A 21,667-nucleotide genomic window follows, 5' to 3' on the forward strand; every position below is an offset into this window, starting at 1 on the left:
GTTTTATTTTGGACAACGTCCGATGTTGTATCGCTCATTATAATTCTTCATCTACAGCTTAAAAATGAAGCATAAAATATCGATAATTTTGCATACAATGTCAATCATATTTTGCAAAATTGATAGATACGCACATTTATCACCATTATGAATGCTTTTATTTGCTCACGGTGGCAACCAAAAAGACAAAGCGCGCCACAATTGGCGCGCTTTTATATTAATTTTCAATGTAATGAAAATAGATGATTACTTTTTGCTGTTAAACTGCATTACCAGCATTTCTGTTGGCTTAACAATAGCCACAATCGCCTCATCGTATATTTTCGCGGCATCATTCAACTTAACTAGGTATTCATTTTGCTCTTGCTTGCTAAGTGACTGGTTGCTCTCCAGCTTGGCAATCAGAGCCTGACCCATCTGAGCCACTTCGATGGTTTTCTCTGCAATGACTACACTGTCCACCGAGCCAACATTAGCCGCAAGAATTGGCTTGGCGTTTTGTGCCGCATCCAACACCTTCGCGTAATGCGCTTTTAGTTCATCCAGCACTTCTTTTCTATCTGCAGCATACTCGCTAACCAGTTTTTCCATCGCATATACTGCATGGCTCTCAACCGGCAGTGCATCGACAAAACGGTTCAGGCGCTCATACTGGTTATATAGGTCACCATGGTTCGAGGTCTGAATCCACTTCTCCCAGTTACGTGCATAGTACTGTGCAGGCTCGGTGTACTCAGCCAGTGCCACCAGCGGCTGGACATCGTTGCCGTTTGCCAGACGCTTGTACATCATCATGGCTTTGTTGTGGTGCTGCAGACCAAGCGAGATTTCTGACCAGTTGTCGATAGCCGCCATACGCTGGTACATACTGTCTTCATCAGTCAGCTCAGCTGGTGACCAAAAACGCTCAGCAATGGCATAGCTGCGAGGCCATAGGCGGTTTTCAACCGTCATAGAGTCATAGTTTTCTGCCCAAGCCGTAATTTCACCACCGAGGATCAGTTTCTGCTGCTCCTCAGTCAGTTCTGCTGGGTAGCCGCCATTTGGCTCAGGGATCACAGAACCTTCAATCTCAGTACCGGCAATCAGCTTACCTGTGGTCGGCCAGCGCACATTACCAATCAACTGGTAGCTATTTTCCGCAAACTCTGTACCTTCGAAAGCAAGGTTGAATTCAGTGTAAGACATGAAGTTGTCAAAGTGGCCGCGGAATACTTTGCCCGGCACGTACTCAAGGATGTATACCTCTTCACGCGACTTGCCGTTGTAGTCGGTAAAGGCACGGAAGTTACCTTCTTTGTCTTCAATAATGGTGATCAAGCCTTTACGCGGGCCGCCCTTAGTACGTGGCTTCTCCCACTCGTATGTCGCAAATTTCTCGCCGCTATGTAACTTGTCATCAACCGTAATACCTGTTGGCATTGGGTCGTTGCGGTAGTGGTAGCTGGTTGGTTGCGGCTGATCGAGGTAGTAACCCGTTGATAGGATACCTTGGTAGCCTTCCTGTGCTGCACGGCCAATACTGTCATGGCCACGCCAGCTTTGGATCACTATCGAAGTCGGTAGATCTTTATGCCAGATTTCATCCCAGCCAATCATCTTCTTGCCGCGCTCATCAAGCATCTTCTCAACACGGCTGTTGAGGTAAGATTGCAGGCCGTGGTTACCGTCTAGGCCCTTCTCTTTGATATAGGCTTGAATATCTTCGTTTTCTGTCCACTGGGAGTAATTTGGCTCATCACCACCAATGTGGAAATACTCATCCGGAAATAGCTCAACCACCTCATCGAACACTTTACCCAAGAAGGTATAAAGGTCAGGGTTCGTTGGATCCATCAGTGGAACAAATACCCCCCACTCACGCTGGTGCGGATAGCTTTGGCCTTCGCCGCCAGACATCAACTCTGGATAAGCATGAGCAACCGCCGAGGCGTGGCCCGGCAATGAGATCTCAGGGATCACGCGGATACCAAGATTACGGGCATACTCAACCACACCACGGATTTCGTCTTTGGTGTAGTAGTCGCCGTCTGACGTCATCTGCCATAGTTTCGGGTAGCTATCCAGCTGAATACGGATTGCTTGGTCATCCCAGATATGCCAATGGAAAATATTCATCTTCGCCGAGGCCATCGCATCGAGCTGACGCTTGATCACATCGATTTCAACAAAGTGGCGCGAGGTATCGTATGACACACCACGCCATGGGAAGCGCGGTGTATCTTCGATGGTAACTTCAGGTACGAAATAACCGTTAGCGTCGGTTTCAACCAACTGAAGCAGTGTTTCAATACCACGAATCGCACCATATGGGCGTTCGGAGGCCAGTACAATCTTGCCGTTCTTGGCTGTCAGCGTGTATGACTCGTCAGCTTCAACAGTCTGTACAGCCGTTTTCGGTGCCTGGTCGATATCGATCACCAGTGTCGCTTTATCTTCGCTATCCACATACGGGTTAAGCATCGGTATACCGGTCTGGCGCTCAAGGCGTTTTAGCAAACGCTTGGCGGTGAAGGCGACACGCTCAGACTGATAGCCTTTAATGAATACCTTGAAATCACCATCAATCTCGACCTTGCCTTCTCGAAGCTCCACAGAGTGCGGATATGGCATTAAATTCAAATCGGTATTCGGGGCGGCAGCATTCACTGCTGGCGACAACATGGCTCCGGCTACCAAAGCAGACAAGATCGTTTTTTTCATGATCATTCCTCAGACATACTCATCATTTTTTATCGGGGCAGATATCCAGCATGGATTTGGGGTAGAACTGGATACCACTCTCACTCGCCCCTTGTGGGTTGCCGAAATATTAAATTCGCCATGCGAATTAAACAGTGAGAAAAACCACAAATCCCTTCTGCTTGTTTGATAGTTTCACACATAAAACAGGTTTTGATAGCAATACAGCCCCATAAATCAACCGCTTAATGCATGTTAGAAACAAAGACAAAGGCAGGTCTTTTTTGTAATTAATTTCATAAACTTATACCTTTATTCCATTTTCGAACAGGTAACAAATTATGAATTTAAGCCTTGTTACTGAGCTCAGGGTTTAGCTGATTGACACACATCAAGCTAACTTTGAAATGTCACGTCAACATCATCAAAGGATGTCGAGTTGATCACAAAAATTGATTACTATGCGGGTTCTATAATTTTTCGCTGATTGGACGAATCAATGTATAAACTGGTTGCCCTTGATATGGACGGCACACTGCTTAACTCGCAGAAGGCCATTTCTCCTCGAACTAAACAAGCTATTCAAGCCGCACGCGATAACGGCGTACAAGTAGTGCTAGCTTCAGGTCGCCCGCTAGAAGGTATGACCAAATACCTCGATGAACTGGGTATGACTGGCGAAAATGATTATGTCCTTAGCTACAACGCCTCCTTGGTGCAGCGCGTTGAAAGCAAAACGGTGATCCGCAAGCAAATCATGACCGGCCGTGATGCCAAAAACATTGCTAGCCTTGCCAGTGACTTCGGTACTTTCATTCATGCTTTCACCCCAGAGCGTGGCCTGATCACCCCAGAGAACAACCCATACACCGAGCATGAGTCGGTGATCAATGGCGTGCCAACTACTGTGCTTGATTTTGCCGAACTTGCTGATGACGAAGAAGTAATCAAGGTGATGATGGTTGCCGATCCTGAGGTGCTTACTGCAGCAATTAACCAACTGCCAGAGAGCCTATACACTCAGTACACTGTGGTGCAAAGTGCCCCATTCTTCCTTGAACTGATGAACCCGAACAGCAACAAAGGCACTGGCGTTGCCATGCTTGCCGAGCACTTGGGCCTGGACGCTAGCGAAGTGATTTGTATGGGTGATGCCGGCAACGATCACCACATGATCAAATATGCCGGCCTGGGCGTTGCAATGGGCAATGCTACCGACGATATCAAAGCGATTGCCAACCACGTCACCGACACCAACGACAACGACGGTGTAGCGAAAGTGATTGAAGAGTTTGTGCTAAGCAAGTAATCAATAAAAAAGCGAAGGTTTAACCTTCGCTTTTTTTTGACTTAATGATCCGGTCTCGCTCATTGGTAGCACGGGTACGGATTTCATGCATCACATAGGTTTGCTGATCACGCGTCCAAGCCTGGCCTGAATCAGGGTCGAACTCGCGTGGCATATCTAGCCCATGTGGTAAATACGCATCAATACCAGCACCTCGTGCGGTATCAACCGTTCGCAAGCTGTGCTCATAAAAGGCAACCACAGCGGTTTTACCCAAATTTGCCACACCACCTGCCTTTGATACTGCTTTCTCCGCAACACCTAAGGTACAAAGGTATTTCATGGTTCCTTTGCCTGAAAAACGCGGATAAATACCATGAAGAACTTGGGCAGGAATCCGGTTACCGATAGCTTCGGCGACCTCCCATTGTGCGTAAACAGGTACGCCGGTACGGCGATATAAAGACACTACCGTATCTGCGATAGCCTCGTTCATTGGACCAGGATGCTGATTGCCGTTTGGGGCAACCCTATTGCCAAACGCAAAGGCGAGAATACTTTCTACCTGTTCTACCGGGATACTCTCTGCCTGCCAATTCAGCAAAGAATCCATAATAAACTGTGCAGTTTGACCGGCAACATCCTTATTGTTCAACTGCTTGTTAAGCCTATCGGCAATTGCCTGCTGCAACTGCTCATCACTCAGCGACTCGATAGGATCGAAGGTCGGCTGATACATCATCGCTGCCATAACCACATCAACTCAATAGAAAAATAAAAAAGAGCCCAGCGACGTTATTGCTGCGAAATAGCGGAAGTAACAGGTATAACGGCGATAAGCTAGTACACATCTGGCTACAGCCTAACTGCTTATCTTTACAGCGGGATGTAACAAGAAAAGTCATCCCGTCCGGTGGGATGGTTTTATACCCAAGCTATTTCAAGATGCAGGTTCAGCGAGAATTTATAAGCTTATAGACAAGGCATTGTTTTGAAGATCTAGTGGCTCTAAATCAAGAAACAATAACGCGGTATAGAAGCTTAGAAAACTCGCCCTTCGGGAGGGTGTCAGCCCATTCACTCCTTCGTTGAAGCTTTTTGAAAGGGGCTGCCATTCCTGCAAACCTTCGCCTTACATTGAATGCGCTGACAACCCTCTGAATCCTGCACCTTGAGGTAACTTGGGTATAGTACTCACAGCTTAGTAATTGCGAATCCTTTTTGGATGCTAATCCAAATTCTGTCTTAAATCTGATACAAGTTTATTGGTACACAAGCACTTGAAGTACAGGTTAGTGTATATCGTGTCGCTAAAACTGCGTAGAGAATTTCAGTGAAATGAAATCGCCGTCTGGCCGGTTTGCAACTTCCAGCTCATTGATCCATTTTAATTCCGCCCTAACCCGCCTTCCTGACCATTTCGACTGATAACTGACAACTGGCCCGAGCCCAACAGACTTGCCTCTGAACCCTCCCTCCACAGCTCCGCTGCCTGAATCATCACTGATCTGTTGGTACCAGTAACCTGACAAACCAATCCCTGTGAATCCCCACAGCAGCGGCACGTATTGGATCACCGTGGAATCAACATACAGTTGGGTACCTGTCTGGTAATCGGTATCATCATTTTTCGTATTCCAATCAATACCACCTGACAGAGTAAATTCTTGCCCGGTCACAGGTTCGATATACTGCAGCCAAGCAACAGGCGAAAAGGTCCAATAGTTTTTACCGACATTGGCCAGCTTCCCAACGTCAAAACTGCCCGTTGGAGAGTAGATATTAAAATGCAGCTCAGATTGCCAGTATTCTGATATTGGGTAAGACAATATTAAGGGTGTGATCATTATATCTCCAACACCGCTATCCTTATCGCTTTGACGACTCCCGGAATCCAGCTTGGTTGGGCTGGCAGACACGTCGATTGAACGATAGGGCAGCGAAATGGCCATTGCATATTGCCAGCCTCCCTTCAATTCAACACCTGGATTCCAGAAAACATTCAGTGAGTAAGATTGATCATTAACATTAACATCGGCCACCGCCAAACCTGCCACGGGAACAGTTAACCCAGCATCGGTCTTACCTTCATACTCATTCAAATCGACAAAAATGTTTACTGATTTACTTGGCGGGATTTTATTTATCCTTGAGCACAGACTTCCAGGCTGATAGTGACCACTTGCACCTTCCTCGGCCAATACTTGGTAAGAACCCCCTATTGATGCCAATCCAGTTATTGATAACAAGGCTGCGTTAAGCACACAAAAACAATTGGCCAAATTGGCATGCATAAATTAATTCCTCAATCTCCCAATAAATTGAAATATAGATTGCTAGAACGGCTCTGACAGCAACTTCATAAAAAAAGAATTGCAAGTTAAGGAATATTCACGGATTAATAACTTATCAAATTAGAAAGGATGCAATATGAACGGGTTTATCATTTCCAGCTGGAACTTTTCATCCGGGGCAGCAAAGCAAAATTCACCAGAAGCAACAAAGCTCCTTGCAGATAATTGGTATCACTGCCAGCGTGATGTCCCTGAACTGAGAGGCTGGCTGGAAGATAACCAGATCCCCGAGTCAATTGTAGATTCTCTTCTCGCCGATGATACTCGGCCACGATTTGAAATGTACAATGATGATTGCTTTCTCATTATTTTACGCGGTATCAATCTCAACGAAGGCTCGGATCCCGATGATATGTTAAGCCTGCGCATACTTTGGTTTAAGGGCGCACTCATCTCTACCCGTAAAGTCCCCTCAAAAGCCGTTGCCAGCATAGTAAAGCGCTTAGAGCAAGGCGCTGGGCCACTTAGTTTACCCGACCTGCTTCAAGCCATGGCGAACAGCGTAAACGGTATTATCTCTGAGTTTTTATCCCCGGTTGAAGACACACTCAACCTAATGGACGACACTGCCTACGAAGACAGGAAATCACTAAACTCAATACATTCTCGCCTATTACGACTTCGTCGGTACCTCAAACCTCAGCGTTATGTATTGGAAGATTTGCTACATGCAGATATCCCCGTGCTAAGCGGACATAAAAACCATTTCAAGAACTGTCTGGATACCATCGTGAGAATGAACGAGTCCATTGAGTTCTATATCGACCAGGTCAATCTCTACCTCGCCAACGTCAGCCAGCAGCAAGCGGAAAGAATGAACAAAAATACCTATTTATTTTCTGTCATTGCTGGCATATTCCTGCCCGCAAGCTTTTTCACTGGTTTGCTAGGTGTCAACATCGGAGGGATCCCCGGGATTGAAAACCCTATGGCATTCACTCTGTTTTGTTTCGGGCTTATCGTCACCGTGGCAATTGAAGTCATTGTGCTCAAAAAACTGAGGTTCATTTAGTGATAGATTTTTTTCTTTCTAACCTGTTAATAAAGCAAATAGCATTAGGTATTTTACTCGTTGCCGGCTATATCATCTTTAAGCATATCGGCCGAAAATGGATTGAGAATTTAGCAAAAAACAAACGCGTTTCTCTTCAGCGAACCCAGTTTGTAGTGAAGTCTTTTACCGCCATCTCTTTTGTGCTTTTTGTGGCGATATTTACAATTACACTCGATCTTGGCTTTGGTGACATATCGCTGTTTTTGTCCTCGATCTTTGCGGTACTGGGTGTTGCCTTGTTTGCGCAATGGTCTATCTTGAGCAACCTTACGGCCAGTATTCTGATTTTTTTCGTTTTCCCTTACCGTATCGGCGACAAGATCAAGGTAGCAGACAAAGATGAAGATATCAGCGGCATCATTATCGATATCACCATGTTCCACGTCATTCTTCGCCATGACAACGGCAATATCATCACCTACCCCAACAACCTGATCCTTCAAAAAGGGGTCACTAAGTTAGTAGCCACAAAAGAAAAAATAGCCCCACTCAACGATTCCAGCGAAACAAAAAGCTAACGCCATTCGCTCTATAAACCCCATAAACCAGAACTTGGCCTATGGGGTTAACAACGCTATCGGCAATCAGTTGGAGCAGATTTAGAAGTTCGCCAAGAAGTACGGGATCATCAATGCATTAACCAAGTCGATGAAGAACGCACATACCAGCGGTACGATGATAAAGGCTAAGTGCGAGTTACCGTAACGCTGTGAAACGGCAGACATGTTTGCCATCGCTGTCGGTGTGGAACCAAGCGAAATACCGCCAAAGCCAGAGCAAATCACCGCCGCGTCGTAGTTTTTCCCCATCGCCGGGAATACGATAAAGATATTGATCAAAACGGCCACAACAAACTGCGCGGTGAGGATGGCGAAAATCGGACCGGCCAAATCAATCAACGTCCACAACTGCATGCTCATCAGTGACATCGCCAAGAAAGTCCCCAAGGCAATATCGGCAATCAGTGCTACTGCAGGTTTTCTTGCCGGCCAACGGGTACCGGTGATCCGGCGGAAGCCGATATTATGGACAATATTGGTCATGACAATACCGGCAAACAGACAGGTGACAAACAGCGGTAACTGCAAGCCCATTTCAGCAATCGACTCATTGAGTATGTAACCGAGAATGACACAGATATGAATAGATAAAATCGCATCAAGGAAATCGAAACCAGTAATTTGGCCATTCGTTTGATCATCCGCGACCCCGACATCCAGCGCTTCTTTTTTCTCCGGCTTCAAGTCGTAGCGGGTGATCAAATACTTGGCGATAGGACCGCCCATCAAACTGGCCAAAATCAACCCAAAGGTGGCACAAGCTACCCCTATCTCCATCGCATTGGAGATGCCGTAACCTTCAGAAATGCGCGGTGCCCACGCAATCGCCGTACCATGGCCACCAATAAGTGAAACACTGCCCCCCAGCATACCCACCGGGCTATCGAGGCCAAAGGCTTTGGCCACACCAATCCCGGTAAAGTTCTGCACCACCATATAGCCAATGGTGATAGCGAGAAGGATAACTAGCGGCAAACCGCCCTTGAGCAAGTCCTTCAGACTGGCATTAATACCGATGGTGGTGAAGAAATACACCAAGAGCACATCACGGGCGACCAAATCAAATTCAATAGCAATATCAGACACGCTGTAAACAATCGCGATGATCACCGAAAACAAGATACCACCGGTGACCGGCTCGGGGATGCTGAACTCTTTGAGCAGCCTGAATACATTGTTGAGCTGGCGGCCCACAAACAACACCAGTATCCCGATGGTGACAGCAAAAAAGGAATCAAACCTCAAAATACCATTGACCCAATCCATTTCCATGTTGTTATACCCTTATCGTTCCGATAACTTTCATTAACCCTAGCAAAACTGTATTAAAAATAGCCGTATCAAGGTCAATAAACGCTGACTGGCACACAAGAATCAGTGTTCTGAATTTCGAGACAAAGCCAGTAACAAAAAGCCAGCGATAATTATCGCTGGCTTAATCAATTAATTAAGTCTGCCAGAGGGTTAAAGCAGCGACTCGATGCCATACTCTTTGCCGTAGTGCTCGACCACAAAATCGATATCTTTATCACCGCGGCCAGAGAGGTTAATCAAGATAGACCCGGTTTCACCCTGTTTGGCGATTTTCAAGGCATAGGCCAAGGCGTGGGCCGATTCGATAGCTGGGATAATTCCTTCGCAACGCGATAGTTCGAAGAAAGCGTCTATCGCTTCCTGATCATCCGCGGTACCGTAGTTAACCCGGCCAATATCTTTAAGGTAACTATGTTGCGGCCCAACCGACGGATAATCCAAGCCACTAGCAACCGAGTAGACTTCCTGCGGTTCGCCCTTCTCGTCTTTTAGCATGTAAGACTTAAAGCCATGCATGATGCCCGGCTCACCCAGTGACAAAGTCGCGGCATGCTCACCGACTTCATCCATAGAGCGGCCTGCTGGTTCCACGCCGTGAATAACCACATCCTGATCGTCCAAGAACGCAGTAAACAGCCCCATTGCATTTGAGCCACCGCCGACACAAGCCACGAGGTTGTTGGGCAGGTTCCCGGTCATCTCCTTGAACTGAACGCGGGCTTCGTTGCCGATGATCGACTGGAAATCACGCACCATCATAGGGAATGGGTGTGGGCCAACCACCGAGCCGATGGCATATAGTTGGTTAATAGGATCTTTGAGGTAAGCTTCAAAGGCAGCATCTACCGCTTCCTTGAGTGTTTTTCGGCCATGGGTTGCCGGGATCACGTTGGCACCAAGAATACGCATCCGAACGACGTTCGGGTGCTCCTTGGCGATATCCACTTCACCCATGTAGATATCACACTCCAAGCCAACCAGTGCCGCTGCGGTTGCCAGTGCCACGCCGTGCTGGCCTGCCCCGGTTTCTGCAATCAGCTTCTTCTTGCCCATCTTTTTAGCTACCAGGGCTTCACCCAAGCAGTGGTTGATCTTGTGGGCACCGGTATGGTTGAGATCTTCACGCTTTAGGTAAATCGGCGCACCATATTTGGCCGATAAGTTCTCGGCATGGAAAATAGGGCTAGGACGCCCGACAAAATGCTTGTAAAGGCGTGCAAGTTCATCTTGGAAAGCGGGATCCTTGCGGCACTCATCATAGGCTGCCGTGATCTCCTCCATCACTTTTTGCAGCTCTTCGGGAATAAAGCTGCCGCCATATTCACCAAAATAACCTTGAGCATTAGGTAAAGCGTGATCAAACGAGTTCTTCATGGCTTCCTTGTCCTATTCAATGAGTACACTCCGTCATAATAAAGTGTTATATGCCATGGTTGAATAGTGACAAGATAAGTATTTGGAATAAGTGTGATCTTGAAGATTCTTTTTCGTTAACGAGCATTAGAAATGACGAAATATCTAATGCCGTTAAATTGAATACCCCTAGATTACAAAATGCTCTTCAACATCTTAATATTCTGCTTTTTTAAATTTTCATCAAGGGCATCATTTTGTTCAATGGCATAGTAGCTCTCCAAACGTTGGATATTTTGCTTTAATGTACTTTGAGCGGTTTTCACATCGCCACGACTTTTGGCTTTAATTTTTTCCGACAGCTCGATTAAAGTACGGTTATCACCCGAATTTGCCGCCATAAACCGCATTTGATCACCACTAAAAATCGCTTTATTAAGCAGAACCTGGGTGGTAGTCAGGTAGATATCATCAAGCTTGTTACTGTGTGCCAGATAAGGCTCGATAAGGGATTTATCTTGCGTCCAAATGGCATACTGAGCAGCACTCATTCCTGCTGCATCCTTGCTGTTGGGATCAACACCATGTTCAAGCAGCAACTCAATAAGATCAGGCCGCCTTGTGAAAGTAGCAATATGCAGTAAATTCCAGTTCCCAACAGTGAATGACGTTCTATTGCTATATTCTTTGTTGAGCTTCAATCGATTTGCTTCAGGCTTTTCTGCCATAGAAACAGAAAACATAAATGGCGCTTCAAGTGCGTTTGGCTGGTTGATAATACTGATAAAATAATCAGAATCGCTGTAATTAGAGCTATGGGCAAACTGCTGGGGATGGCTCTGTGTTTTAACGTCGTCAACATTTATCCCCTGGCTCTGATAAGCTTCGAGAATATATTTCACCTGCTTCTGCGTCGGTGCCTCGCTAAACAAGTAGAGAGCTAAAGGAGGCAGATTGAATGTGACAGCGAGACCCTCAACCCAGATCCCGTTTTCTCCCAGTGACGGCTCAGTAGGATCAAAACCTTCCTGAAGCATCCAGGCTAAAGCCGGTTTATCGACACCATCTATCTCCAAATACCGGGTAGATTGAACAGCTTTGGAGAAGCCTTCGTAATTAAGGTAAAACTGTTTTTTATTCAATTCTTCTCTGACAGAGAGCTGTAACCTATTGTCCAGGCTATCCTCGATAACGGATTCGAGTTCACTGACTTCATCAATATAGTCTGAAACGACCTCCTCCCCGACTGTCACTTGAGTCCACATTGTGCAGTTTTGGGCATCAAGCCAGCGTTCGTTAACGATGACCTCAGGCAAGGTATATTCAGAAACCTGTGATGTTATTTTTTTCGCGTCAGTGATCAACTGCTTGTCTTGGAATGTTTTATTCATCAGCAATTCATTGACAACGTGAGACTCTATCAGAGTTGTAATCGCTAAGATCGCTTGCTGCTCTGAGGCTTGGCGTAGGTCAAAAATAGAGCTATGCAAAGAAGCGTCATACTGTACAACGCCTGCTGCCACAATCTCACTCTGACTATGGCCAAAAGTGCTAACCCAGCTCGGCCTTTCTGAGCTAGCGTCAAATGGGCACACTTCAGCCAATGTTACCGCTGGTACAAATAACAGTGCTAGCGCCATTGTTGAGCCAGTTCTCATGAAATTACTGAATGACTTCACTCGTTAGATCCCCATTTACAAATGTTGTTATTTTGGTTTTTAGTACACTTCTATTGTTCTCTTTAACCGTAACGTACGTCGAAGTACGCTTTGTTATCGGAGCCATGCGCTTTATTTGCTTCGCTATTTTTTCTTTTTGCTTTTGTGGGACATGACTTCCGAACGCGTGAAGCCTTTCTAGCGAAAATGGCAAGGCATAAGCGGTTGAGCTGTTGATATTTTGGTTAAGGTGACCTTTAAAATAGGCAATTTTAAAGGCGATATAGCCATTGGTCTTCATTTGAGCATGTTGCTTAAGTAGTTCATCGGCAAAATCAAAGTTATCCATTTCTATTGCCAGTGCCAAAGCGGTATAACCATGTTTTGACGTTTTATCTAAATCTACACCGAGGGCTTTGAGTGGCTCTATCAGGTCAACCCGATGTTCAAGCACTAAAACGTGCATTAACCCAAACTCTTCCTCTTCTTTAGCAGAGACAAAGTTATACAACATGGGTGTCTTCACTTTGTAATCAAGCATTACTTCTACAAAGGGGTTACCCTCACTTTCATTTGGACGAGCTGTCGGCACGATAGAGCTGGCCATAGCAGGTTGAGGGTTTAGGAAGTTATATTGTGCCTTTTCAGCAAACGGAATAACCTTATTATATTGCTTACCTATTGTGACAACAGCTTGGTTCAAGTCGACACCGTAAGATTTCAGTTTGCCAAGCGCATAACTGATTTTCTCCGTCGAAGAGGCGGAGACAATCACGCTCATTGGTACGTTTAGTGCCGTCACTCCGTTGTAGAACAGTTTGTTGGAATAACGTATTTTAAAGGCCTGATTTTGCTGCTCTTCGAGCCAGTCGAAACCACTTTGCTGATATAAATCTGCAATATTGTATTCATTGCCACGATAGATGGCCGTACTGTTATTGAGTAATGCCTTGGTCGCGTCAGCCGTTGTTGGCGAAAAGCCGTTATCCGATAAGATCTGCTCAATATCTCGCTTGGTTAACTCATCAATGCGCTTAGTCAGCCGTTGCTCCACTTGATTGACGTAGGACTTAACCGCAAAGTCAGCACCTTGCTTGCTGACTTTTACGCGATACCACAACAGGCAGTTATCCGTATCAAGCCACCGCGCATCATCAATAACGGCTGACAAAGCAGTCTGACTCACAAGCTCTGATTTCTGCTTAACTTCCTTTCGAACCTCTGCCGCGGACTTGCCACTTTTTTGGCTTTCAATGGTTCGCTTGGTACTCACTTTGATGGAACTGCGAATAGAGCGGGACAAGTTTTCAATTGCATCATTACGAGCTTGGTTAATTAGCTCATTAATAAGCAGGTAACCATTAGCTGTTTTTCCACTTGCCCCACCGACCGCATAATAATAATCGTTGTCACGAATATCTTTACTTACCCAGTCGGGTGCGTCCGTCTTGGGTAGAAATTGGCACACTGCATTGTTGTTTGCATAGGCTTTGGAGCCAAACATCAATGCTCCACCCAAGACTATATAAAGCACTCTCATCGTCATTCCTTTAGCGTCAATCCGTGACTAGTTCATACTCGAGTTTGGTTAAGATAGCGGGTACTAAATCAGTCAGGCCAACAGCACTGTAGCCATAAAAGTTAGGCTTGATTTGCTGACGTAAACTCACAAGCGCCGAGCTGGTATCTTCTTCCATCATTAACTTATCGTTAAAGGTCGCAAGCAACTGAAGCTGGCTTTTAGTCAGGCTCGACAGATATTCACTGTATCCACCGACCGAGTTATAAAGCAGCTCGTAGCGCCCCCCTTGTGCTTCTTCGATATAGTAATTCCCACTGCGAGCAATGTTGGACACGGCATCGATTGGCAGGGAAGAATCTGCAAAGGTTGTTTCCAGATAGGTCTCATTACCTGCGTGATACTTTATCTCAGGAACAAAGCCTGGCTTTGGGAAGACCAAGAAGGCATCAATGGTGCCATTGGAGGTAATGGCAGAAAGGATGAACTTACTGTCCTTGTAATACTTGATCTCCACCTCGCCATCGGAGTACTTGGTGTAGACCGGAGAGCCGAATGTCTCCTCCAAAATACCGCTGGATGCCCGTATATAAATTTTCGCTAGACGCTCATTCGAGGGCGCATCCGAGAAGTTGGATACCACTAAGTCCCACCCTTTATTGGTCATGTCAATCGCATCATTGAACTGCCCGGCAGCAATGATAAGCGCCACAATGGCGAGAATAGGGTTGGGGGTTTTCTCCCTCAGTTTTTCGAGAATGTCTTGCTCCCCCTGCTCAGAGACAGAGGGGGTTTCTAAATCGACTTCAGCTGTTTGCTCTCTCATGTCACACCTTTACTCAGCAACAATTTGAGGCAAGCGAGCAACAACGCGGGTACATAGGAACTCATCAATATCTTTTTCTACCGATACTGACTCGGATACCCAAGTGTATTTCATCAACTGATTGGCAAGCTGTTTGGATGTCGACTTAGCCGTTATCGACGTGGTTATAATCTTCTCTTTGCGATCTGCCGTTTTTATTTTTTTCGTATCTGAGTTACTGTTCCTCTCAAGCTCTTTTTGCACCATGGCTTCCAACGAAGCAGCCAATGATGCACGAGCTTCCATCGCAGAGATATCCATATCCAGGGTGATATCCCCCATGCTCTCAACACAAGATACACCGGCGATCAGCCCCTCATCCAAATCTGCTTGCGGATTCATTTTCCATTCTGGAAATTCTGTAGCTGCAGAAACTTGGAACGCCATTGCTGTCATGGCGGTTAGCAGTAATGTCTTTTTCATGTTTTATCCCTAAATCATATTCTTTTCGTAGTTCAGCTCTGCACTGTGTACTTTCTTCAAGTAGTTACGGGTTTCAGCAGCCGCGTGTTTGGCTTGAATCGTCTTGAAGACTTTTTCTGGCGGAAGCTGGTTGATGTTGTTGATTGCAACCGAACGTTTGCCACCAAACATGTGGTAGATAGGCCCCATCCCACCGTTGTAAGCGGCAATAACGCAATATTTAAGGCTCTCTTCATTCTCGATCCCTTTGAAATACCGAGAGCGAAGCAGGTGAATATAAGCGGTGCCCACTTCAATGTTCTTTTCAGGATCGAAGAGATATTCGCGGTTGAGCAATTGCTTCTCACCGAACAGAAAGTTGGTTGCGTCAAGGCCTGCCGAGCTGGGGACAATCTGCATTAAGCCAAAGGCAGGAATGCGGGAGACCGCAGTTGGGTCAAAGGCACTTTCTGTCTTGATGATAGACAGCACAAATTCAGGCTCTAGGTGGTATTTCTCTGAATACGTCTCGACAGTATCAAAGAAGCGCTTCTCTTTACGGTTTAGCCATGTTGGCGGAAAACGTATTTCAGCCTCTACGACTTTATTCCCCTTGCTGTCTACAGATTCTGTGACCACCACATTTTCCAAGGCTTTTTCTAGCTCTTGTACCTGCGTTTCTTTGTCTTGGGCTACTGGCAGTAACGGGGCTTCACTCAACGCTTCGACTTTTGTTTCTTCTATCAACGCTGAGGTGTAAACATCGGCCTGCTGTGCTTCACCAATGGTTAGCTCTGACGTGGCAAGAATTTCTTCTTTGAGCTCTTCAACTGTTGTTGTATCACCGGCGATCGTGGTGACTTTGATAACATTTTTTTCAAAGTTAACTTCGCGTTTTAGCTCAAGTGACGGGCTATAACTCACCCAGGAATATTGATCGCTGAAGTTAGGCTCGTCCCACTTTTTATCAACTTTACTTTTGAAGTCATCAAAGGTTTTTTGTGCTTTAGCCAAGTACGCATCGAACTCGCAATTCTTTTGCACCTTATAAAGATCATACTGCGCTTCGCTACATAACTTATACTTTTCGAACTCGTCCTTTGCTTCAAAAGGTTGGCTGATAAAATGGCTCACGCTAGGACATTGAGCGGTATCGATCTTAAGTTCACAGACCTGCTGAAGGGTGTCTGCATGACTAAATGAACTGAATACCAATAACGCCAGTGGTGACAAACGCCAGAAAGTGTTTTTCATTTAATATCCTTTGCTTCATTCGGTTAGCTTTTGCTAATCGACAGCCTCTCCATGACAAACTCACAGTGGTCAAGGTACTTGAGTATCAAGCCAAATCCTGGGGTATCCGTTGAAAGGCGTGATTCGTCAAGTTTCTCAAACCGGGAGGTATCGATTCTTTGCGGGCATAGCAAGGCAACATTGGTATCGTAGGTCTCTCGCCCTTGGTTCAACAGCGCTTCAATACCGTCGTAAAATTTCTTATCGGGAAACTCGATATGGTCGCTTTCCGTAACCCTTTTATTCTCGATAAGAACACCGGTACTGCCATCTTCATAGACCTGGAACAAGGATAAATACCCCGATTGCTCGGCAGTTAGCTTAATAAAATAATAATCACCAGCCTTAAGACGTGTATTGGTTGACTCAATGTGCAACACCTTGGATGGATGATTAAAAAACAAGTGATTGTACTGGGCTTCGGGCAGCACGAGGTGACCCGCACTATTGGTTAATTGCCACCCTCCGGCAAAGCGTTCAATATCAATATTTGGCAAACATTGATGCTGCTGTACCCAGTTCTGAAGCATTGCTGCCTGCGACCAATACGGATGCAAGGTTGAGCGGCATGTCGATTGCTCTAGCCATTGAGAGAGCTTTTGGGCAAATGAGGTTGGGTCGTATTGCACTTCAAGATAAAACAGCCCGTCCTGCTCTTCGCTTTTACTCACCGTAACATTATTGCGAAACACGACATCGGATATGGCACGCTTTGACGACGACGCCGATTTGCTGAGCTGGCCGTCTTTGTATTCTTTAGACGACGAGGTGTCGCTAATCACACGGCTTTCGATTGTTTTTGCCAAATCGTAATAGGCCATATTTTTGGCTTGTTGATAGGTGCTTCCTTGACCAAAACCATAGCTCAATGAGGTATCAGAAGGCACCTCCCCATACCAAGATGGGGAGGCAAAAACACAAGAGCTAGCCAAAGCAGACAGTAAGGCTATATGTTTCATTAGTCTTCTTTCTTACCTGGGTTCGGTGCTTGCATAATTGTCCAACTCGCATCTAAACCATATTTATCATAAATATTAATAGCGATAGTCTTACCATTCTGGCTTGCGGACATAACGTAACTACCTCTGTAAACACCAAAATTAAGGTTGTTTTCAGAATTTTTAATTATTTTTTGGTAAATTGCTTCTTGAGTTATAGCTAATTGATTTCCTTTTAAAGGTCCATTCATTACTTGGCCTGTACGCTTATCGGAGTTTGTACATCCAATATTGTTAGCTGGTTTAAAGAAGCTCCAAGTCAAGCGACCATTTGAAGTAACTGAAGGCCCTTCAACAAACCAACTACAATTATTAGTATCTAAATAATGCCCAGGAATGAGCTGGTTAGCACTTGCAAATGCCACCGACTTCACCGAACTCATATTTTTAAAGATCAGGTTGCCATCCTTATCGGCAGCAAACTCAGCACTCATATCAAAAAACTGAGTCTCACCTGTATCCTTATTGGTGACAGGCACACGTAACATGGTTACCTGATTACCCGCGCCTTGGAAGTGGGCACCTTGAAATGCAATATCTAGATTGGTGTTGTCGATATCAGCGGCAAAAGCGGAAGTTGCAAGCAATGCAGCTGAGGTTGCTAATAGGGTTTTCTTAAACATGGATAATAGCCTTAATCAATGCTTTGAATTATTTAAAGTGAAATAGTCTGGTTACCGGTGATCGTTGGGTGCTGACGCTTCAAGTCACCCATTTCAAATGAAGCCGACTTCACTTGGTCATACACTTGCTGATAAAGCGTATCGATATTTCGATTACCTTCGATCATGGATTTCATGAGGTAGTAGCTAAACAGGCGATGTCCTTTCTCCTGGTACATGTTGGAATATTCTTTATCGCGACCAGCGGTGATCACCACCATGCGCTCTGGGTCGATACTGACTTTTTTCGGTGCCAGGCGAGAGGCTGCGACACCTTTGATAACGGAAACACCATCGGTTGCACCACTGAAGCAGCTATCAACCATGACAACAATCTTGCCGGCTTTACTGCTCGACAGTGTTTTGTAGACGTTATCCAGCTTGAAGAACGGATCGTCCGTGACGTAATCCGGGATTTTGTCTTGCGGCAAAATATATGGGTCGTTATCTGGAATGGCTGGGATACCGTGGCCGCTGTAATAGAAGTAAACGGTATCACCTTCTGCAACGTTATCGAGCATCAAACGCAGCTTGTCTTTAATTGCCCCACTGGTTGCATCACGGTCGATCAATTCGTAGATATGACGTTCTGGTACACCCAGCACTTTAGCCGCGACATCAGACATGATTTCACCACTATTTCGTGCATATGCCACCTGATCAGAATTGGCATAGTCTTCAATAGAGAGGTTAAAGAACCACGAAGAGGAATCAGCCTCGGCAGCGGTGACATTGGCCAGTAAGCTCTTCAGCTCATCGGCTGCTGTGTTATCAGCAACCGATAGCCTTGAATCAACTTCAAAGCTATCAATCAAGTTGGGGTTTTGCATTTCCAAACCAGGAACACTAACGTCCGCTTTGCTCTCTAAAACCACCGAAAGGGCTTCAGGTTTATATTGGCTTTTTGCCACATCCCCCACGAACTCATTGTCTTGATATGAACCTGAAATGTTGATCAGCTCGAGTTGTTGCTGGTCGTAGTTATAGGTAAGCGCCAAATCTAGCTGATCGATGTTGTTATAAACCTCTCGCGCCTGCTCCAAGGGAACATTGAGCACGATATCGCGTTGATAGTTTTGGTTAGACGCTTTGAACAACAAATGCATTTGCTGGTTTTCAGCATCGTAGCTTTTCGTGGTAACAACAGGTTGCCCCATCACGTCCCTAAAAGCGCGGGCAACAAGCTGAGACTTCTTGTCGTCTAGGTTTTCTTTGCGCAGGTCAATGTTGCTCTGCAAGGCTCGGATTTTAGCGTTTCGAGCTTCAACTTGTTGGCGATACTTTTGTTGAATCGCTGCAATCTCTTGCTGGCGCTGCAAACGCAATTTTTCAACGCGCTCTTCAAATTGCGCCTTGGTCTCAAATTGATCTTTGACGATTTCTGGCGCTTCAGGAAGGTCGGGCTCCGGAATAGGCGCAGGAATATCGACACTGCTTAATGTTGTAAACTGTTTTTCGTACAAAGAAGCCACGGCACCGACCAAAGCAATCGGGTCATCGCTTTCAATACAGCCGATAGCCTCTGTCATGTAATGCTGTGTTTTTTCTTTTCCACTGCCGCTTAACGCAGCTAGCGAATTTTGCGGCGCCTCTTTTCCTTCACGAGTAATAAGCGTCCCATTAATGCTTATTGGCGCATCTACTTTCAGCTCACCGCCAAGCAGCCACACATCAGGGTTGACTGAACAAACCGTACCATGAAGGGTATTTGAAAGCTCAAATTGATTACTTGGGGTTGCGAGTGCAACGGTCGGGCACAGTGCGATCAGTAAGCCACTGACAATACGATTCCGCTTCATTAAATTGATTATCCATATGAGGTTGATATCACATCATTTGGGTAACTTATATATTCAACGAAACTAATACAACACCAAGCACTTATAACGAGATCGCTGTCAATAATATTTTTATTAATACGGAATCAAAGTTGTAATATTTTTTGTTAGAGTGTTTAATTCGCCTTCAAAATAAGTCATTTAAACGAACCCTCTACTCTCTGTACGCATAAATAAGAGGGTAAGAGTCAAACACACAAGTGACAACGTCACAGCCAAAGCGGTAATTATTGCACAAAACATGAACAAATACGGATTTTCACCGATGCCATTTACACAGTTTGATGCGCTAATCGAACGATTACGTGGAAACGACCGCGTCATCGTTCAGGCTCATGACTTTCCAGATCATGATGCAATAGGTTCTGCTTTTGCATTGGCTTACCTGCTAAGGAAAAAGGGGCTAACACCCTTTATCACATACCAGGGTTTTATTGACCGTATTTCTCTGCGTAACTTGATTGATTGGCTCGATATCCCTATCGCAAAATCCCATCTGCTTGCTCTCAAACCGGACGACAAAATCATCGTTGTCGATGGGTGTATCGGAGAGAAGAACGTTACCGATCTCCCTGGCCTTGAAGTCGGTGTGATTGATCACCACGAGGTAACGGTGCCAAGTTTTGTTGGGTACAAAGACGTGCGCCCTGATTATGGTTCAACGGCAACTATAATGATTGAGTATTTCAATCACTACCAAATTGCTATCCCGAAAAAAATCGCTACCGCCTTATTGGTTGGCCTGACCTTTGATACCGCAAACTTTACCCGTGCAGTGGGACCAGCAGATACCCAAGCCCTGCTCCAACTCCATAAGTGTGCAGATAGAGAGATGGTCAACCGTATTTGCCGCAACCAAATTGAATTTCATGAGTTATCCCTATTCGATTCTATGCTCAGCACTATGAGGCGAGAGAAAAACTGTGCTTTCGCATCCCTACCAGAAGGCTGCCCCAAAAATATGCTGGGTGTACTTGGCGACTTTTTAATGTCAGTCGATGAAATTGATGTCGTAGTATTAAGTGCCAGGAACAGGGATAAAACCTTTATATCTCTACGCTCTGAATGCCAACGTAACAATGTGGCCGCTATCGTAAAGCGAGTGCTTAATGATTCAGGTATCGGGTTTGGTGGTGGTCATGCTCACATGGCCGGTGGGGTGATTAATGAACACTTCCAGCTTGCGCAAGAGTCCGAATACATTTATGCCCTTTTCCGGCCCCAAGTAGAGCTGAGCCAATGATATTTGAACCTTCCATAGAAAGTATGCAAGTTGTCATTGCGCTGTCTGCACCTGAGGCATGGTGGCCAGAACGTATGGTTGAGGATATCAACAGCCAGATGCCAGCAAACGGGTCGGTTGATGCGATATTGTCATGGCATCCAGAAGCCGAAGCCATACCAGAAACCGATGTGGTCAGTAATATCAACATCTTGCTGAGCAACACACCTGAAGACCCAGCAAGCGCGACGAAGCTACTGGTTACGGTAAAGGAAAAACTGATAGGCCATTCAATGCCAAATAACGTCGACATTGCTGACTTCCGGACATTGCAGCAAATGGGTAAGCGGTTACTGGGGTTTTATGATCTACCAGAACTGTTCAGCTACCTTCGCGAGTGCAACGAAAGCCTAGTCGGCGGCGTGATACTGCTCGATAGCCAGTGCTTGGATGAATATCGCCAGACATCCAACCAAATCAGTGCCTTGTTTCCGGGGACGGCGTATTTATGCTTTAGTACCTCCCCTCGGGCGGGTTCAGGACTGGCGGCGGTGATTGCAATCAGCTAATTGAGGAATGACTCAACTCAATACATCTTTTTTGCA

General features: G+C 45.7%; 18 protein-coding genes. 5 read left to right on the forward strand and 13 right to left on the reverse strand.

Annotated features, from left to right (window positions below; all coding sequences use genetic code 11):
• Window positions 1-246: 246 nt before the first annotated feature.
• Window positions 247-2,703 (reverse strand): family 20 glycosylhydrolase, encoded by a 2,457-nt coding sequence (locus R2X38_RS03350; protein ID WP_317520676.1) that lies wholly within the window; start codon window positions 2,701-2,703, stop codon window positions 247-249.
• A gap of 478 nt (window positions 2,704-3,181) precedes the next feature.
• On the opposite strand from R2X38_RS03350, the gene yidA reads away from it, so the two are divergent.
• Window positions 3,182-3,991, forward strand: coding sequence for a sugar-phosphatase (yidA, locus tag R2X38_RS03355; RefSeq protein ID WP_317520678.1), 810 nt, complete (start codon window positions 3,182-3,184; stop codon window positions 3,989-3,991).
• 19 nt (window positions 3,992-4,010) lie between these two features.
• On the opposite strand, the gene R2X38_RS03360 is transcribed toward yidA, so the two are convergent.
• Both R2X38_RS03360 and R2X38_RS03365 read right to left on the reverse strand, forming a co-directional pair.
• Window positions 4,011-4,721 (reverse strand): hypothetical protein, encoded by a 711-nt coding sequence (locus R2X38_RS03360; protein ID WP_317520679.1) that lies wholly within the window; start codon window positions 4,719-4,721, stop codon window positions 4,011-4,013.
• Between the two features lie 559 nt (window positions 4,722-5,280).
• The gene (locus R2X38_RS03365; protein WP_317520680.1) at window positions 5,281-6,264 is read right to left on the reverse strand and encodes a transporter; all 984 of its coding nucleotides are present in this window, start codon (window positions 6,262-6,264) and stop codon (window positions 5,281-5,283) included.
• Between the two features lie 136 nt (window positions 6,265-6,400).
• Between R2X38_RS03365 and R2X38_RS03370 the strand changes: the two genes are divergently transcribed.
• Window positions 6,401-7,336 (forward strand): zinc transporter ZntB, encoded by a 936-nt coding sequence (locus R2X38_RS03370; protein ID WP_317520681.1) that lies wholly within the window; start codon window positions 6,401-6,403, stop codon window positions 7,334-7,336.
• The gene (locus tag R2X38_RS03375) at window positions 7,336-7,896 is read left to right on the forward strand and encodes a mechanosensitive ion channel family protein (protein ID WP_317520682.1); all 561 of its coding nucleotides are present in this window, start codon (window positions 7,336-7,338) and stop codon (window positions 7,894-7,896) included. Before R2X38_RS03370 ends, R2X38_RS03375 begins: the two co-directional genes overlap by 1 nt.
• Before the next feature lie 81 nt (window positions 7,897-7,977).
• On the opposite strand, the gene gltS is transcribed toward R2X38_RS03375, so the two are convergent.
• From gltS to R2X38_RS03425, 10 genes are all read right to left on the reverse strand, one after another.
• A complete protein-coding gene (gene gltS / locus R2X38_RS03380) occupies window positions 7,978-9,204 on the reverse strand; it encodes a sodium/glutamate symporter (protein WP_317520908.1) in 1,227 nt (408 codons plus the stop codon).
• Window positions 9,205-9,402: 198 nt separating this feature from the next.
• Window positions 9,403-10,626: a tryptophan synthase subunit beta gene (trpB, locus tag R2X38_RS03385; protein ID WP_317520683.1), complete on the reverse strand. Its 1,224-nt coding sequence runs from the start codon at window positions 10,624-10,626 to the stop codon at window positions 9,403-9,405.
• A gap of 173 nt (window positions 10,627-10,799) precedes the next feature.
• The gene (locus R2X38_RS03390; protein ID WP_317520684.1) at window positions 10,800-12,245 is read right to left on the reverse strand and encodes an ankyrin repeat domain-containing protein; all 1,446 of its coding nucleotides are present in this window, start codon (window positions 12,243-12,245) and stop codon (window positions 10,800-10,802) included.
• 22 nt (window positions 12,246-12,267) lie between these two features.
• The gene (locus tag R2X38_RS03395; RefSeq protein ID WP_317520685.1) at window positions 12,268-13,803 is read right to left on the reverse strand and encodes an LPP20 family lipoprotein; all 1,536 of its coding nucleotides are present in this window, start codon (window positions 13,801-13,803) and stop codon (window positions 12,268-12,270) included.
• A 16-nt stretch (window positions 13,804-13,819) separates the two neighbouring features.
• Window positions 13,820-14,608 (reverse strand): ETEC_3214 domain-containing protein, encoded by a 789-nt coding sequence (locus R2X38_RS03400; protein WP_317520686.1) that lies wholly within the window; start codon window positions 14,606-14,608, stop codon window positions 13,820-13,822.
• A gap of 9 nt (window positions 14,609-14,617) precedes the next feature.
• On the reverse strand, window positions 14,618-15,070 hold the full coding sequence (locus tag R2X38_RS03405; protein WP_317520687.1) for a hypothetical protein: 453 nt from the start codon (window positions 15,068-15,070) through the stop codon (window positions 14,618-14,620).
• Between the two features lie 9 nt (window positions 15,071-15,079).
• Window positions 15,080-16,303: a murein transglycosylase domain-containing protein gene (locus tag R2X38_RS03410; RefSeq protein ID WP_317520688.1), complete on the reverse strand. Its 1,224-nt coding sequence runs from the start codon at window positions 16,301-16,303 to the stop codon at window positions 15,080-15,082.
• Between the two features lie 23 nt (window positions 16,304-16,326).
• On the reverse strand, window positions 16,327-17,301 hold the full coding sequence (locus R2X38_RS03415) for an LPP20 family lipoprotein (RefSeq protein WP_317520689.1): 975 nt from the start codon (window positions 17,299-17,301) through the stop codon (window positions 16,327-16,329).
• On the reverse strand, window positions 17,301-17,963 hold the full coding sequence (locus R2X38_RS03420) for a hypothetical protein (RefSeq protein ID WP_317520690.1): 663 nt from the start codon (window positions 17,961-17,963) through the stop codon (window positions 17,301-17,303). The genes R2X38_RS03415 and R2X38_RS03420 overlap by 1 nt, the downstream gene beginning before the upstream one ends.
• Before the next feature lie 32 nt (window positions 17,964-17,995).
• On the reverse strand, window positions 17,996-19,801 hold the full coding sequence (locus R2X38_RS03425) for a caspase family protein (protein ID WP_317520691.1): 1,806 nt from the start codon (window positions 19,799-19,801) through the stop codon (window positions 17,996-17,998).
• A gap of 304 nt (window positions 19,802-20,105) precedes the next feature.
• On the opposite strand from R2X38_RS03425, the gene R2X38_RS03430 reads away from it, so the two are divergent.
• Window positions 20,106-21,083, forward strand: coding sequence for a DHH family phosphoesterase (locus tag R2X38_RS03430; RefSeq protein ID WP_317520692.1), 978 nt, complete (start codon window positions 20,106-20,108; stop codon window positions 21,081-21,083).
• The gene (locus R2X38_RS03435; protein WP_317520693.1) at window positions 21,080-21,631 is read left to right on the forward strand and encodes a hypothetical protein; all 552 of its coding nucleotides are present in this window, start codon (window positions 21,080-21,082) and stop codon (window positions 21,629-21,631) included. The genes R2X38_RS03430 and R2X38_RS03435 overlap by 4 nt, the downstream gene beginning before the upstream one ends.
• The last annotated feature ends 36 nt before the right edge of the window (window positions 21,632-21,667 follow it).

It is taken from the genome of Photobacterium rosenbergii, from assembly GCF_033022775.1.
Taxonomy (GTDB): Bacteria; Pseudomonadota; Gammaproteobacteria; order Enterobacterales; family Vibrionaceae; genus Photobacterium; species Photobacterium rosenbergii_A.